15 protein-coding genes are annotated in these 14,477 nt (G+C 55.6%); 8 read left to right on the forward strand and 7 right to left on the reverse strand.

Annotated elements, in window-relative coordinates; translation table 11 throughout:
• Positions 1-11 precede the first annotated feature (11 nt).
• From sdhD to KKW20_RS05435, 6 genes are all read right to left on the reverse strand, one after another.
• On the reverse strand, positions 12-383 hold the full coding sequence (gene sdhD / locus KKW20_RS05410; protein WP_214566802.1) for a succinate dehydrogenase, hydrophobic membrane anchor protein: 372 nt from the start codon (positions 381-383) through the stop codon (positions 12-14).
• 10 nt (positions 384-393) lie between these two features.
• On the reverse strand, positions 394-777 hold the full coding sequence (gene sdhC, locus KKW20_RS05415; protein ID WP_214566804.1) for a succinate dehydrogenase, cytochrome b556 subunit: 384 nt from the start codon (positions 775-777) through the stop codon (positions 394-396).
• A gap of 314 nt (positions 778-1,091) precedes the next feature.
• Complete coding sequence (locus KKW20_RS05420) at positions 1,092-2,153, reverse strand: MaoC family dehydratase (protein WP_214566806.1); 1,062 nt, start codon at positions 2,151-2,153, stop codon at positions 1,092-1,094.
• Positions 2,153-2,356, reverse strand: coding sequence for a DUF1737 domain-containing protein (locus KKW20_RS05425; protein ID WP_214566808.1), 204 nt, complete (start codon positions 2,354-2,356; stop codon positions 2,153-2,155). The genes KKW20_RS05420 and KKW20_RS05425 overlap by 1 nt, the downstream gene beginning before the upstream one ends.
• Position 2,357: 1 nt before the next feature.
• Complete coding sequence (locus KKW20_RS05430; protein ID WP_214566810.1) at positions 2,358-2,906, reverse strand: NnrU family protein; 549 nt, start codon at positions 2,904-2,906, stop codon at positions 2,358-2,360.
• 72 nt (positions 2,907-2,978) lie between these two features.
• The gene (locus KKW20_RS05435; protein ID WP_214566812.1) at positions 2,979-3,845 is read right to left on the reverse strand and encodes an HpcH/HpaI aldolase/citrate lyase family protein; all 867 of its coding nucleotides are present in this window, start codon (positions 3,843-3,845) and stop codon (positions 2,979-2,981) included.
• A gap of 343 nt (positions 3,846-4,188) precedes the next feature.
• Between KKW20_RS05435 and KKW20_RS05440 the strand changes: the two genes are divergently transcribed.
• Positions 4,189-4,509 (forward strand): hypothetical protein, encoded by a 321-nt coding sequence (locus KKW20_RS05440; protein WP_214566814.1) that lies wholly within the window; start codon positions 4,189-4,191, stop codon positions 4,507-4,509.
• 38 nt (positions 4,510-4,547) lie between these two features.
• Here KKW20_RS05440 and KKW20_RS05445 read toward each other — a convergent pair whose 3' ends face one another.
• Positions 4,548-5,306 (reverse strand): sulfite exporter TauE/SafE family protein, encoded by a 759-nt coding sequence (locus KKW20_RS05445; protein ID WP_214566815.1) that lies wholly within the window; start codon positions 5,304-5,306, stop codon positions 4,548-4,550.
• Positions 5,307-5,463: 157 nt separating this feature from the next.
• On the opposite strand from KKW20_RS05445, the gene mdh reads away from it, so the two are divergent.
• The 7 genes from mdh (at position 5,464) to odhB (ending at position 14,367) form a co-directional block, all read left to right on the forward strand.
• Positions 5,464-6,426 carry a malate dehydrogenase gene (mdh, locus tag KKW20_RS05450; RefSeq protein WP_214566817.1) on the forward strand — a complete coding sequence of 321 codons (963 nt, stop codon included), beginning with the start codon at positions 5,464-5,466 and terminating at the stop codon, positions 6,424-6,426.
• Positions 6,426-7,079, forward strand: coding sequence for a hypothetical protein (locus KKW20_RS05455; RefSeq protein ID WP_214566819.1), 654 nt, complete (start codon positions 6,426-6,428; stop codon positions 7,077-7,079). Before mdh ends, KKW20_RS05455 begins: the two co-directional genes overlap by 1 nt.
• Before the next feature lie 220 nt (positions 7,080-7,299).
• A complete protein-coding gene (gene sucC, locus KKW20_RS05460) occupies positions 7,300-8,493 on the forward strand; it encodes an ADP-forming succinate--CoA ligase subunit beta (RefSeq protein ID WP_214566821.1) in 1,194 nt (397 codons plus the stop codon).
• Between the two features lie 15 nt (positions 8,494-8,508).
• Positions 8,509-8,901, forward strand: a complete 393-nt coding sequence (locus KKW20_RS05465) for a hypothetical protein (protein WP_214566823.1) — start codon at positions 8,509-8,511, stop codon at positions 8,899-8,901.
• 41 nt (positions 8,902-8,942) lie between these two features.
• Positions 8,943-9,827, forward strand: coding sequence for a succinate--CoA ligase subunit alpha (gene sucD, locus KKW20_RS05470; protein WP_214566825.1), 885 nt, complete (start codon positions 8,943-8,945; stop codon positions 9,825-9,827).
• 70 nt (positions 9,828-9,897) lie between these two features.
• Positions 9,898-12,867 carry a 2-oxoglutarate dehydrogenase E1 component gene (locus KKW20_RS05475; protein ID WP_214566827.1) on the forward strand — a complete coding sequence of 990 codons (2,970 nt, stop codon included), beginning with the start codon at positions 9,898-9,900 and terminating at the stop codon, positions 12,865-12,867.
• A gap of 3 nt (positions 12,868-12,870) precedes the next feature.
• Complete coding sequence (gene odhB / locus KKW20_RS05480; protein WP_214566829.1) at positions 12,871-14,367, forward strand: 2-oxoglutarate dehydrogenase complex dihydrolipoyllysine-residue succinyltransferase; 1,497 nt, start codon at positions 12,871-12,873, stop codon at positions 14,365-14,367.
• The last annotated feature ends 110 nt before the right edge of the window (positions 14,368-14,477 follow it).

A 14,477-nucleotide genomic window follows, 5' to 3' on the forward strand; every position in this document is an offset into this window, starting at 1 on the left:
AGGCTCCGATCTTAAAATGCGATACGCGCGAGGCCATACAGGGCCACGGCGAGAACGGTGTAGGAAATGGCGGTGCAGAAAATCACCAGGACTTTCTTGGTCACGCCGCGCGAATAATCTTCGATCACCACCTGGATGCCGTGGCGGAAGTGAACCATGGTGGTCACAACCGTCATCGCGGCAACGATGGCGGGGAAGGGGTGTTGATAATAGGCGATGGCCTCGTTGTATGGCATGCCCAAGGCGTGGCCAAAGGTCAGGGCAAACATCGGCATCAAGATCAAAAGGCCCACGGCGGAAATCGCCTGACCCCAGAATTGTTCGGTGCCAGAATGCGAGGACCCTTTGCCCACGGCGCGCTTGCGGTCGGTCAGATAGCTCATGTCCCGCTCCTTAAACGATGATTGCGACGAGGATCGCGAGAACGACAGAACCGCCGATCACGCCAAGCCCCATCTTTTCGGCGGTCTCAACATCAAGGCCAATGCCAATATCCCAGATCAGGTGACGCAGGCCGGACAGCGCGTGGTAGCACAGCGCCCAAAGCGCCATGAACATCACGACATCACCGATAAACGAGGTCATAAGCCCGTTCACGAAATTGTAGTATCCTTCGCCCATAGCGGCTGCAAAAAACCACCATGCCACCAAAATCGCAGCACCCAGCAACGCAACGCCGGTAATTCGTGCAAAAATGGAGGTGATGGAGGTCAGCTGCGGGCGGTAAACCTGCAAGTGTGGGGAAAGAGGGCGGTTGCCTCTGTTCACATCGGCCATGGCGGCCTCCTTTGTCAGTTTCGACTTTAGGGTGTTTCGAGATGAAATTGATACACAACTTTATTTCGAAACGCTTTAACGACAGGAATAGCCCTTTTTGCGTCACGGAGTCACGTCCGCAGAGAGGGTAAAAAGGGGTAATTTGCGCTAACTGATGCAAAAAATGATGCGTGTGATCACAATTTTTCTGAATGTGATCACAAATTTACTGACTTTTTACCCGAGGAAAAAACTCGGGCAATACTTGCATTTGCATGCTGAAGTACACCAAAATCCGCGCCCCAAATGAGGCGCGGATTTGCTTTGTTCGGAGTTTAAACGGGCATCAGTGCCCAGTAATCCAGATCCAACATCACCTCGGGAAGATACTTTCCGTCGTCTCCCTTCAGCGCGAACTCGGGTGCGCCGTGTTTCACAGCCACCATCCGCAAGCGAATGGCGCCCACGCCGGGAATGTCCGTTTCGGCCTTGTCCAAGACCTCTGACCATGCGCGGATTGTGTCACCAGAGAAGCACGGGTTGGCGTGCGCCCCGCCGTTCAGGCCCACGATCATCTGCGCATTGGCGAGCCCGTTAAATGACAAAGCCCGTGCCATAGAAATTACATGGCCGCCATAGATCAGGCGTTGCCCATCGGGACGGAAGGTGGCATCGAAATGCACTTTGGCGGTGTTCTGCCACAGGCGCGTTGCCATCATGTGTTCGGCTTCTTCAACGGTCACACCGTCGACGTGGTCGATCTTTTCACCGACCTCATAATCGCCCCAGCGGTGCGGCTCGCCGGCTTGAGTGAACTCATAATCGGCAAATGTCAGTGTCTCTGGAATAGACAGATCACCAGCGGCGAGGGCGGATTTCAGCTCTGGGATCACAGTCTCAGGGGCCGGGGCATCCAAGTTTCCTTTACGGACCATCACCCAGCGCACATATTCCAGAACCGTTTCCCCCATCTGGTCAAACCCGCGTGTGCGCACCCAGACCACACCGGATTTCCCGTTGGAGTTCTGTTTCAGCCCAATCACCTCGGACACTGACCGCAACGTGTCGCCCGGATAGACCGGTTTCAACCAACGCCCCTCGGCGTAGCCAAGGTTCGCCACGGCATTCAGCGAGATATCCGGAACGGTTTTGCCAAAGATCACATGAAACGCGATGAGATCATCAATGGGTGAGCCTTCCAGACCGCAATTCGCGGCAAACTCATCGGATGAGTAAAGCGCGTGGCGGGCGGGATAAAGCGCGTGATAAAGCGCGCGTTCACCTTCGGCCACAGTGCGCGGCACCGCGTGTTCGATCACATCACCGATTTTATAGTCTTCGAAAAACCGACCCGAATTGGTTTTGGCGTTGGTCTTGGAAGTGGTTTGGGCGGGCATTATTGCGCTCCTAGTTTTACGTCAGGGTGATAGTCGCCCGGCGCCTCTTTGATCACGGCCTGCGCACAACGCATTTTTCCGGTTTCAGGGTCGGGGGCATAAGCCGGGTCGCCGTAAAGCGCCCAGCCTTTGTTCAACGCGTCTGTCACTTTGTGGCAAAACGCGGCGGTGTCTTCTTCGGTGAGCAAGCGATACAGCTTCACATCACGCTCCGAACGGATTTGGGCCAATGAGGCTGTGGATATAGCCGATCACCGCAAGCAAGATGAGCGAGGCAAACAAGAACATCGCATCCTTGGCAATTGACCCTTTGGGGATGGGGGTCCAGTTGGGTTCCGCGCGGTTGATCACGCGCATTTCAATCACCGACCAGACGGTCAATCCGCCAAAAAGCATCATCGAGGCCGGATCCGGGTTCACGGCAACATGGGCCAGCGCCCAGATGATCATACCGGTCAGCATCGGGTGGCGCATCTTGTAAAAGATCGCGCCTTTTGAGGGGCCGGGGCTCATGAAATAGATCGCAAACAGGATGGCGAGATTGTTAATGTGTTTCAGAAAGCTTGGGTAAGACCACAAGTCATAGCTGTCCATGGAGCTGTGCCCAACCACCATCAGAACAATACCTGTGACGATGATCAGCGCGGAAATCCCCTTTGCTTTGTCGCCCAAAGCGGCGTGCTTTTCAGGCCATGCGCGTTTCCAAAAATGGCCTGCGTACCAAAGGGCAAGGCCCAGAATAAGGATGGTCATGATCAGCTCTCCTGCAGTGATCTGCGCGGATCAGAAAGCGTCCCTTTCCCAACCCGCGCGAAGATCCCCGGCTTAACCGCCGAGGGTTTGGATGGCTTCGGCTTTCGCCAGAATGCCTTTTGCAGTCACAACATGCAGGTTTTCGACGATTTTACCATCCACAACCGCAACGCCCTGGCCCGAGGCTTCTGCCTCTTCAAAGGCGGCGATCTGGCGGCGGGCAAGGTCGATTTCTTCCTCTGACGGGGCAAAGGCGGTGTTGGCCACGTCAAGCTGCGCGGGATGGATCAACGTTTTCCCATCCATGCCCATATCACGCCCTTGGTCGCATTCGGCGCGCAGCCCGTCATCGTCTTTGAATGCGTTGTAAACGCCGTCGATGATCACAACACCATGGGCTTTTGCGGCGATCAAACACATGTGCAACCCACCCATCATTGGCAAGCGGTCGGCGCGAAAGCGGGTGTTCAGCTCTTTTGCCAGATCGTTGGTGCCCATCACAAAGCCTTTCAGGCGCGGGTGGGCGGCAATCTCGGCGGCGTTCAACATCCCCTGCGGGGTTTCCATCATCGCCCAAATATCCACATCCGGGATCAAGGCGGCCAGCTCGTCCAGCTGTGCGGCTGACCCGACTTTCGGCATCAGGATCGCGTCGATGTCCGCGCCGACAAAGGCGGCCACATCGTCCTTGCCCCATTCTGTGTCAAATCCGTTGATGCGGACAATTTTTGCGCGGGCGCCATAGCCCCCCTTGTCCAGCTCTGCCTTCAGGATCGCGCGCGCCTCGGTTTTGGCATCCGGGGCAACGGCATCTTCAAGGTCAAAGATGATCGCATCTGCTTGCAGTCCACGGGCCTTTTCCAACGCGCGCTCTTTTGAGCCGGGAATGTAAAGGACGGACCGATAGGGGCGTTGGGTTTGGGCTGTGGCGTCTGTCATGATTCTGTCTCTCCGCAATATTATTGCGCAAATGATCATGAACACGCACCATTGCGCAAGAGAAGATTTGCTGCGCCGCAGAAATTTTCAGGTGACGGGCCGGTTTCTCCAACTTTCGATTAACCAGTGAACCATGTGGTCGGACTCGCGCGCGTGCGGTTAACCAGTTTTTCGTCCTTACACCGCAGGCTGATATGGCTAGTCGAGCGACGGGAGGGCCCGCGGATGGCCGCCGTTTAAGAAACGGGATGCAGCTCGGCACCTGATCGGACTGGAGCGCAAATTGTCGCCGGAACACCGGATGGCCCGATATTTTGCCCGCCTTGATTGAAAGGGAAGACCCATGAAAAAGCATCTTTTTGCGTTTGGGATGATGGCAGGCGCGGTGCTGTTGTCGACACATCACGCCCGTGCACAACAACAAAACTGCGCGCCGCGCGTGGCCGTGGTGGACCGTTTGGCACAAACCTACGGCGAAACGCGTCAGTCCATCGGGCTTGCGACCAATAATACCGTGGTCGAGGTGTTTGCGTCTGTTGACAGTGGCACATGGACCATCGTGGTGACCACGCCCCAAGGGCTCAGTTGTCTGGTTGCGGCCGGTCGCAGTTTTGAGCAGGTGGATGAGGCTCTGACGCCAGCTATGTTGGGTGAACCCGCTTAGCATTGGCTAAAAGTGATCTGCCCACGCCGGTGGGCGGATCAGGTTAGGGCGTCGAAAATGAGCTTGCTGCCTGTTGCGATCAAAAACAGATACGTCAGGCCGAAAAAGGCACGCTCGGGCATCAAGTGATGCAGCTTTACCCCGATCCAGATGCCAATGATACCAAATGGGGCGAGGTAAAGATCCGCGAGTGCCGTTTGTGTGGTAAAGATCCCCAACACAAAATAGGGGATGAATTTCATACCGTTGATGGCCCAGAACACGATGACGGTTGTGGCCTGAAATGTTGTTTTATCAAGCCTGCGCGACAGCAAAAAAACCGCGGCTGGTGGGCCTCCTGCATGGCTGATAAAACTGGTGAACCCGCCTATCGCCCCCCAAAAGGCGCCAGTTTTTGCGCCCATTGGCTGCGCCGCTGGTGTGATCCATCCGCGCGCGCGGGCCAGTTGAAATGCCACAAACCCCACCGCGATTAGACCGATCAGCAAGCGAAAGAGGTCTGGATTGGCGGTGCGATAAAGTAACGCCCCCACCAGTACCCCCGGTGCCGCGCCAAGGATCAGGGCCTTGGCTGAGAGGCCATCCCATTTGCCCCAATACGGGCGCAGGGCGGTGATATCCATCAGCATCAAAAGGGGTAACATCAGCCCAATCGCGGCACCTGGTTCCAGAATCAGCGCAAGCAGCGGTGTCGCCGCAAAAGCAGCCCCAGAGCCGAACCCACCTTTCGAAATGCCCGCAAATATCACGGCGGGGATTGCGAAGGCAAAGAAAGTGAGATCAAGGATTTCGGGCATAAATTACTCGTTTCCTGCGCATTTATTGGCGCTTTAGCGCTATCGCCTCCGGTGCTGACACGCAAGATGTGATCTATGCCGCACCGCGGCAGCCTTGCGCAAAAGCGACATTCGCCCTAGGGATAGCGCCAGATTTAACGGATCAAGGATCAAACTCATGGCACGACCCAAAATCGCCCTCATCGGTTCGGGGATGATCGGTGGCACTCTCGCACACCTCGCAGCTTTGAAAGAATTAGGTGATATCGTTCTGTTCGACATCGCAGACGGCACCCCCCAAGGTAAAGCTTTGGATATTGCTGAAAGCGGACCTGTTGAAGGTATCGACGCCGCAATCTCCGGCACCACAGATTATGCGGATATCGCAGGCGCTGACGTTTGCATCGTGACCGCTGGTGTTGCGCGTAAACCCGGCATGAGCCGCGATGACCTGTTGGGCATCAACCTGAAAGTTATGAAATCCGTTGGCGAAGGCATTGCCGCCCATGCGCCAAACGCGTTTGTGATCTGTATCACCAACCCGCTGGACGCCATGGTTTGGGCGCTGCGCGAGTTTTCGGGTCTGCCGCATCAGAAAGTGGTTGGCATGGCTGGTGTGCTTGACAGCGCCCGCTTCCGTCACTTCCTTTCGGTCGAATTTGATGTGTCCATGCGCGACGTGAATGCGTTTGTGTTGGGCGGTCATGGCGACACTATGGTGCCATTGGCCCGCTACTCGACCGTTGGCGGCATTCCTTTGCCGGATCTGGTGGATATGGGTTGGACCACACAAGAGAAACTGGACAAGATCATTCAGCGCACCCGTGACGGTGGCGCCGAAATCGTTGGCCTGTTGAAAACGGGCTCCGCTTACTACGCACCGGCCGCGTCCGCGATCGAAATGGCGCAAGCTTACCTCAATGACCAACGTCGTCTGCTGCCTTGTGCGGCGTATGTTGATGGCGCGCTGGGCCTTGAGGGCATGTATGTTGGCGTTCCAACCATCATTGGCGCCAACGGCATCGAAAAGGTTGTGGACATCAAACTGAACAAAGACGAGCAAGCCATGTTCGACAAATCAGTTGATGCGGTTAAAGGTTTGGTTGAAGCCTGTAAGGCGATCGACAGCTCGTTGGCGTAATGTCTTTGAGTTCAAAATACTTCAATGTGGCCGCAGTTTTTGCGGCCACATTTGTTTTTGCCCAATCCGTTTTTGTGGGCGCTGGTTTTACGCAACCGATTTTTGATGATGAGGCCTTCCCTAAGCCGCGACAAGCGCTGTCGACCGACCTGGATGGGGACGGTACTCCTGATCGGGTGTTGGTTTATGCCCTGAACAGATCCTTTGATATTTTGTCTTATGAACTGGGCTATGGCGGGGGTGATTTTGGCGAGAGGGAAGCCTTTATCGTTCCGGTCAACCTGTCTGACTTTGACAGCCTTGCGCTTTTGCCGAACGGAAATGTCACGCTCACCTGGGGGTGTTTTGCCTGCGGACGGTATCACACCCACATATCCCTCACGCTGCGCTTGGACCAAGACCGACTTCAGGTCATTGGGTATGATCAGTATTATGCAGACCGCATATATGCGGCCGTGTTTTCGTGTTCGGTCAACCTGATCACCGGGAAAGCCGTGGTCGAGGCGGATGATATAGAACAGGTCTTGCTGACAACGCCGGAACGGGCGACACATTTGCAGGACTATCGTTTTGAGAGTACGCCAAAAGCCTGCGATGCGCTGCGCAAATATGATGATGCCTTTATGGAAGAGCATTTTGGGGATGAGCGCTAAGCCGGCTCTGTGATTTCAGTTCGGCGAATGCGGCGATTCACATGTGAAATGCGTCATTCAGGCTTTGGCGCAGATTTTGTGATCACACATTTTAGGGGTGTGATCACAAAAGAGATAAAAACACCAAAAAAACGAATAATTGAACCGAAAACCGTTTCTTTACATGTTCTGTTGTGCATTCTGACCCAGAGTAAATGGACCAACTGGATAGGATGATTTCATGAACATTCATGAATACCAGGCGAAGGCCCTTCTGAAATCTTACGGCGCCCCCGTTTCTGACGGTCGTGTTGTGCTGAAAGCAGAAGATGCAAAAACCGCCGCAGGTGAACTCGATGGCCCCCTTTGGGTGGTAAAAGCACAAATCCACGCTGGTGGCCGCGGCAAAGGTTCCTTCAAGGAAGCCGACGCTGGCGACAAGGGCGGTGTGCGTCTGACCAAATCGGTCGAAGAAGCCGCGGAAGAAGCCAAAAAGATGCTGGGCCGCACGCTGGTCACGCACCAAACCGGCCCCATCGGCAAGCAAGTCAACCGCATCTATATTGAGGCCGGTTCCGGCATCGAGCGTGAACTTTACCTCGCTCTGCTGGTGGATCGCCAAACCTCGCGCATCTCGTTTGTATGCTCAACCGAAGGCGGCATGGACATTGAAGAGGTGGCTGCGTCCACCCCTGAAAAGATCCTGAGCTTCTCGGTCGATCCTGCCACTGGGTACCAAGGTTTCCACGGTCGTCGTATCGCATTCTCGCTGGGCCTCGAAGGCGCGCAGATCAAGCAATGCGTTAAACTGATGGGCCAGCTCTATAAAGCTTTCGTTGAGAAAGACATGGAGATGCTGGAGATTAACCCGCTGATCATTTCCGACAAAGGCGACATCAAAGTGCTCGACGCCAAGGTCAGCTTTGACGGAAACGCGCTGTATCGCCACGGGGACATCGCGGAATTGCGCGACGTGACCGAAGAAGACGCGAAAGAGCTGGAAGCATCTAAGTATGACCTGAACTACATCACCCTTGATGGTGAAATCGGTTGTATGGTGAACGGTGCTGGCCTTGCGATGGCCACCATGGACATCATCAAGCTGTACGGTGCTGAACCTGCCAACTTCTTGGATGTGGGCGGGGGCGCGACCAAAGAAAAGGTGACTGAGGCGTTCAAGATCATCACCTCGGATCCCAAAGTGAAGGGCATCTTGGTCAACATCTTCGGCGGGATCATGCGCTGTGATGTGATTGCCGAGGGCGTGGTTGCAGCCGTGAAAGAAGTGGGTCTGCAAGTGCCGCTTGTTGTGCGCCTAGAAGGTACCAACGTTGAGCAGGGCAAAGAGATCATCAACACCTCTGGCCTGAACGTGATCGCCGCTGACAACCTCAGCGACGGCGCAGAGAAAATCGTGAAAGCGGTGAAGGGCTGATGAGAGGTTGGAACTATGGAGCCAATTGAAGCGATTGCATTGGTCGGCTTTCTAGTTCTGATTGTCGTTGTAATGATGATGAAGGAACAACGCCTGAGCGACCCTGATAGATCGGACACAATTTACATTGATCAAATGAGGTCTTTGTCGATGTTGCGGACTGGACCAGTTTTCGCAACATTAATCCGACAATCAGGAGGGGTTTATCGGGAGTTGGGTGCCTTCCCTTCTATTGGCGATGCTTTCACTGAGGTTGAAAAGTCTTTTAGACGGGCGAAGATTGAAAGTGTGTTTGTTGAAGAAAACTCAATGGATGAGTTTCGAGTAATCAGACTACATCATTCGCACGGGGGAAAGGCTGAAGGAAAAAAGCTTGGCGGCGCCTTGATCGTCGTCGAACAAGTCTAACAGCGGCCATGATTGGCTCAGCGAATTAAGGAGACTCCTAAATGGCAGTCCTTATCGACGAAAACACTAAAGTGATCTGTCAGGGCTTTACTGGCTCTCAGGGCACTTTCCACTCGGAACAGGCGATTGCCTATGGCACCAAAATGGTCGGCGGTGTGACGCCGGGCAAAGGTGGCATGGATCATCTTGGCCTTCCGGTCTTTAACTCGGTGCATGAGGCGAAAGCCAAGACCGAAGCAAATGCGAGCGTCATCTATGTGCCGCCCCCCTTCGCAGCGGACTCGATCCTCGAAGCCATTGATGCTGAGATGGAATTGATCGTTTGCATCACCGAAGGCATTCCGGTGCTGGACATGATGGGCGTGCAACGTGCGCTGGACGGATCAAAGTCGCGCCTGATCGGGCCAAACTGCCCCGGCGTGATCACGCCTGATGCGTGCAAAATCGGCATTATGCCCGGCCACATCCACAAACGTGGCTCGGTTGGTGTTGTGTCGCGCTCGGGTACTTTGACCTATGAAGCCGTGAAACAGACGTCTGACATCGGCCTTGGCCAGTCGACTGCTGTTGGCATCGGTGGCGACCCCATCAAAGGCACCGAGCATATCGACGTTTTGGACATGTTCCTTGACGACGACGAGACCCAGTCGATCATCATGATTGGTGAAATCGGTGGTTCCGCCGAAGAAGAAGCCGCCGCATTCCTGGCCGAGCAGAAGAAAAAAGGCCGCTGGAAACCCGTTGCTGGCTTTATCGCGGGTCGCACGGCCCCTCCCGGTCGTCGTATGGGCCACGCTGGCGCGATTGTTGCTGGCGGCAAAGGTGGTGCTGAGGACAAGATCGAAGCCATGAAATCGGCGGGTATTGTTGTGGCTGACAGCCCTGCAACCTTGGGTGAAGCTGTGCTTGCAGCGATTGCCAAATAAACATTTCAAATCGCGCGCGCCCGGTATGGTCTGGGCGCGCGCATTCCCATTTCAGTTGAGACCGACGCGCATGACGGATCAGAGCCCCAACGACAGCTTTCACGCATCAAGCTTTATGCAAGGCCATAACGCCGAGTACCTTGAACAGCTTTATGCACAATATGCCAAAGACCCTTCGGCGGTCAACGCAGCCTGGGCTGCGTTTTTTGCCGAAATGGGCGACGCAGGCAGTGACGCCATCGCCGAGGCCGAAGGCCCCAGTTGGGCGCGCGCTGATTGGCCGCCGACCCCAACCGGCGATTTGGTGCATTCTCTGGACGGTATGTGGCCCGATGAGGACACGACCAAAGAGGGTAAGGCCGCTGGCAAAAAGATTGCCGAGAAGGCCGCCGCCAAAGGTGTTGAGGTTTCCGATCAGGCGATCAAACAGGCCGTGCTGGACAGTATCCGCGCGCTGATGATCATCCGTGCCTACCGGATCCGGGGCCATTTGGCCGCTGATCTTGACCCGCTGGGCATGCGCGAAGGATCCAAACATCCTGAATTGAACCCTGCGTCTTACGGGTTTTCTGAGGCCGACATGGACCGGCCGATTTTCATCGACAATGTACTGGGGCTTGAGATTGCCTCGATGCGTCAAATTGTTGAGATCGTGAAACGGACCTATTGCGGCACTTTTGCGCTGCAATACATGCATATTTCCAACCCGGAAGAGAGCGCTTGGCTGAAAGAGCGGATCGAAGGGTTGGGCAAGGAAATCGCCTTCACCCGTGAAGGGCGCCGGGCGATCCTGAACAAGCTGGTTGAGGCTGAGGGCTTTGAAAAATTCCTTCATGTCAAATACATGGGCACCAAGCGTTTTGGTCTGGATGGCGGCGAAAGCCTGATCCCGGCGATGGAGCAAATCATCAAACGTGGTGGAGCGCTGGGCGTAAAAGACGTGATTATCGGCATGCCACACCGGGGCCGTTTGTCGGTCTTGGCCAATGTGATGCAAAAACCCTATAAGGCGATCTTCAACGAATTTCAGGGCGGAAGTTATAAGCCCGAAAGCGTGGATGGGTCGGGTGACGTGAAATATCACCTAGGCGCCAGTTCGGATCGCGAATTTGATGGCAATACTGTTCACCTGTCGCTGACTGCCAACCCCTCGCATCTTGAGGCGGTGAACCCGGTGGTTCTGGGCAAAGCGCGTGCCAAGCAAGAGCAGTTGAACGACACGGAGCGGACACAGGTTCTGCCGGTCCTGTTGCACGGTGACGCGGCCTTTGCGGGTCAAGGTGTTGTGGCGGAATGTTTTGGCCTGTCGGGTCTTGTCGGTCACAAAACTGGCGGCACGATGCACATCGTGGTCAACAACCAAATCGGCTTTACAACCGCGCCGCATTTCTCGCGCTCAAGCCCCTATCCAACAGATATTGCCTTGATGGTCGAGGCGCCAATTTTCCATGTGAATGGCGATGACCCCGAAGCTGTGGTTCATGCGGCAAAAGTGGCCACGGAATTCCGTCAGAAATTCCACCGGGATGTTGTGCTTGATATCTTCTGCTACCGCCGTTTTGGTCACAACGAGGGCGACGAGCCCATGTTCACCAACCCGGTGATGTACAAAAAGATCAAAAAGCAAAAGACCACGCTTCAGCTTTACACCGACCGATTGGTGGCCGAGGGGCTGATCCCGTCGGGTGAGATCGAAGACATGAAAGCGTCGTTCCAGGCGCGCATGAATGAAGAGTTTGAAGCCGGCAAGGAATTCAAACCAAACAAGGCGGATTGGCTGGATGGGCGTTGGTCACATCTGGACAAAAAAGCCGAGGAATATCAGCGCGGTCAGACTGCGATTGCGTCAGACACCTTTGCCGAAGTCGGTCGTGCATTGTCGACAGCGCCCGAAGGGTTCCCGCTGCATAAAACAGTTGGGCGTCTTTTGGATACGAAGGCCAAGATGTTTGAAACCGGGTCTGGGTTTGACTGGGCCACGGCCGAGGCGCTGGCGTTTGGGTCATTGCTCACCGAGGGGTTCCCGGTGCGTTTGTCCGGTCAGGATTGTACGCGCGGCACGTTTTCTCAGCGCCATTCGGGTCTGATCAATCAGGACAACGAAGACCGCTATTACCCGCTGAACAACATTCGTGAGGGTCAAGCGCATTACGAAGTGATCGACAGTATGCTGTCGGAATACGCGGTGCTTGGGTTTGAATATGGCTATACGCTGGCTGAACCCAATTCCCTGGTGATGTGGGAAGCGCAATTTGGCGATTTCGCCAATGGGGCGCAGATCATGTTTGATCAGTTCATTTCGTCCGGTGAAAGCAAATGGTTGCGGATGTCTGGCCTGACTGTGCTTATGCCGCATGGGTATGAAGGGCAGGGACCAGAACACAGCTCGGCCCGTCTGGAGCGGTTCTTGCAGATGTGTGGTGGCGACAACTGGATCGTTGCCAACTGTTCAACACCTGCCAACTATTTCCACATCCTGCGTCGCCAGATGCACCGTGGATATCGTAAACCGCTGATCCTCGTGACACCAAAATCGCTTTTGCGTCACAAGATGTGCATCTCAAATGCTGAGGATTTCACCGAGGGGTCAAGCTTCCACCGTGTGCTGTGGGATGACGCCCAGAAGGGCAATTCCGACACCACACTTGCGGCGGATGACAAAATCAAACGCGTCGTTATGTGTTCGGGCAAAGTCTATTACGACTTGCTGGACGAGCGTGACAAACGCGGCATCACCGACATTTACCTGCTCCGTATGGAACAGTTCTATCCCTTCCCAGCGATGTCGCTGGTGAAAGAGCTGGAGCGGTTTAAGGGCGCTGAAATGGTGTGGTGTCAGGAAGAACCAAAGAACCAGGGCGCCTGGACCTTTGTTGAACCAAATATCGAATGGGTGTTGACCCGGATTGGCGCAAAACATCTGCGTCCCGTTTACGCTGGTCGTCCAGCATCCGCCTCGCCCGCGACGGGCCTGGCGTCACAACACAAAGCACAACAGGCCGCGTTGGTAGATGACGCGCTGAACATGGAAGGGAAATAACCCATGAGCATCGAAGTACGAGTGCCCACCCTGGGCGAAAGTGTCACCGAGGCGACCGTTGCAACCTGGTTCAAGAAACCCGGTGACGCGGTGCAAGCAGACGAAATGCTGTGCGAGTTGGAAACCGACAAGGTGACGGTCGAAGTGCCCGCGCCCGCTGCCGGCGTTCTGAGCGAGATTGTCGCCGCAGAAGGTGTGACCGTTGGTGTCGACGCGCTTCTCGCGAATATCTCCGAAGGCGCGGGGGCGGCGGCGCCAGCTTCGGCCCCGGCTGCGGCGGCCTCTGCCCCAGCAGCATCCAGCGACAGCGTGGATGTCATGGTGCCAAGCCTTGGTGAAAGCGTATCGGAAGCGACCGTTGCCACATGGTTCAAAAAGGTCGGGGACGCGGTTGCCGCAGACGAAATGCTGTGTGAGCTGGAAACCGATAAAGTGTCGGTCGAAGTGCCTGCCCCCGCGGCGGGTGTGCTGACTGAGATTATCGCGGCCGAAGGCACCACCGTTGATGCCACGGCCAAACTGGCGGTGATCGGTGGCGCCGGTGCGGTGGCAACACCTGCTGCGGCCCCTGCGGCCCCTGCTGCGGCGGCGGCCCCTGCGACGTCAGGAAAAGACGTTGAGGATGCCCCTTCGGCGAAGAAAATGATGGCAGAGGCCGGAATGACCTCGGCTGATGTAACCGGAACAGGTCGGGATGGACGCGTGATGAAACATGATGTGCAAGCCGCCAAAGCAGCGCCGAAACCAGCGGCAACCCCTGCGGCGGCGCCTGCCTCAGCCCCGGCAGCACAGGACAATTCTGCGCGCGAAGAGCGGGTGAAAATGACCCGTCTGCGTCAGACCATCGCCAAGCGCCTGAAAGACAGCCAAAACACCGCCGCCATGCTCACCACCTATAACGAGGTGGACATGACCGAGGTGATGGCGCTTCGCAATGAATACAAAGCTGAGTTTGAGAAAAAGCACGGCACCCGCCTTGGGTTCATGTCGTTCTTCACCAAAGCCTGCTGTCATGCGCTGAAAGAAGTGCCGGAAGTGAACGCCGAAATCGACGGCACAGACATCGTTTACAAGAACTTTGTGAACATGGGTGTGGCGGCTGGCACGCCGACCGGCCTTGTGGTGCCTGTGATCAATGACGCGGACGCGATGTCCTTTGCGCAGATCGAAAAGGCTATTGCTGAAAAGGGCCGCAAAGCCCGTGACGGCAAACTGACCATGGACGAAATGCAAGGCGGCACCTTCACCATCTCAAACGGTGGTGTCTACGGCTCGCTGATGTCCTCGCCGATCCTGAACCCGCCACAATCGGGCATCCTTGGCATGCACAAAATCCAAGACCGCCCAATGGCGATCAATGGTGAAGTGGTCATCCGCCCGATGATGTATCTGGCGCTGTCCTACGATCACCGCATTGTCGACGGCAAAGGTGCTGTGACCTTCCTTGTGCGCGTGAAAGAAGCGCTGGAAGATCCACGTCGCCTTTTGATGGATCTGTAACGGATTTAACGGCCCTGCCAATTTGGTGGGGCCGTATCACCGTGGGCAACTGCTAAGGTGATGTTGAATATTTATGTGCGCGTCCGGCTGACCCATAGGGCGGCTCTACG

This window comes from Aliiroseovarius lamellibrachiae, assembly GCF_018599245.1.
In the GTDB taxonomy this organism is placed as follows: Bacteria; Pseudomonadota; Alphaproteobacteria; order Rhodobacterales; family Rhodobacteraceae; genus Aliiroseovarius; species Aliiroseovarius lamellibrachiae.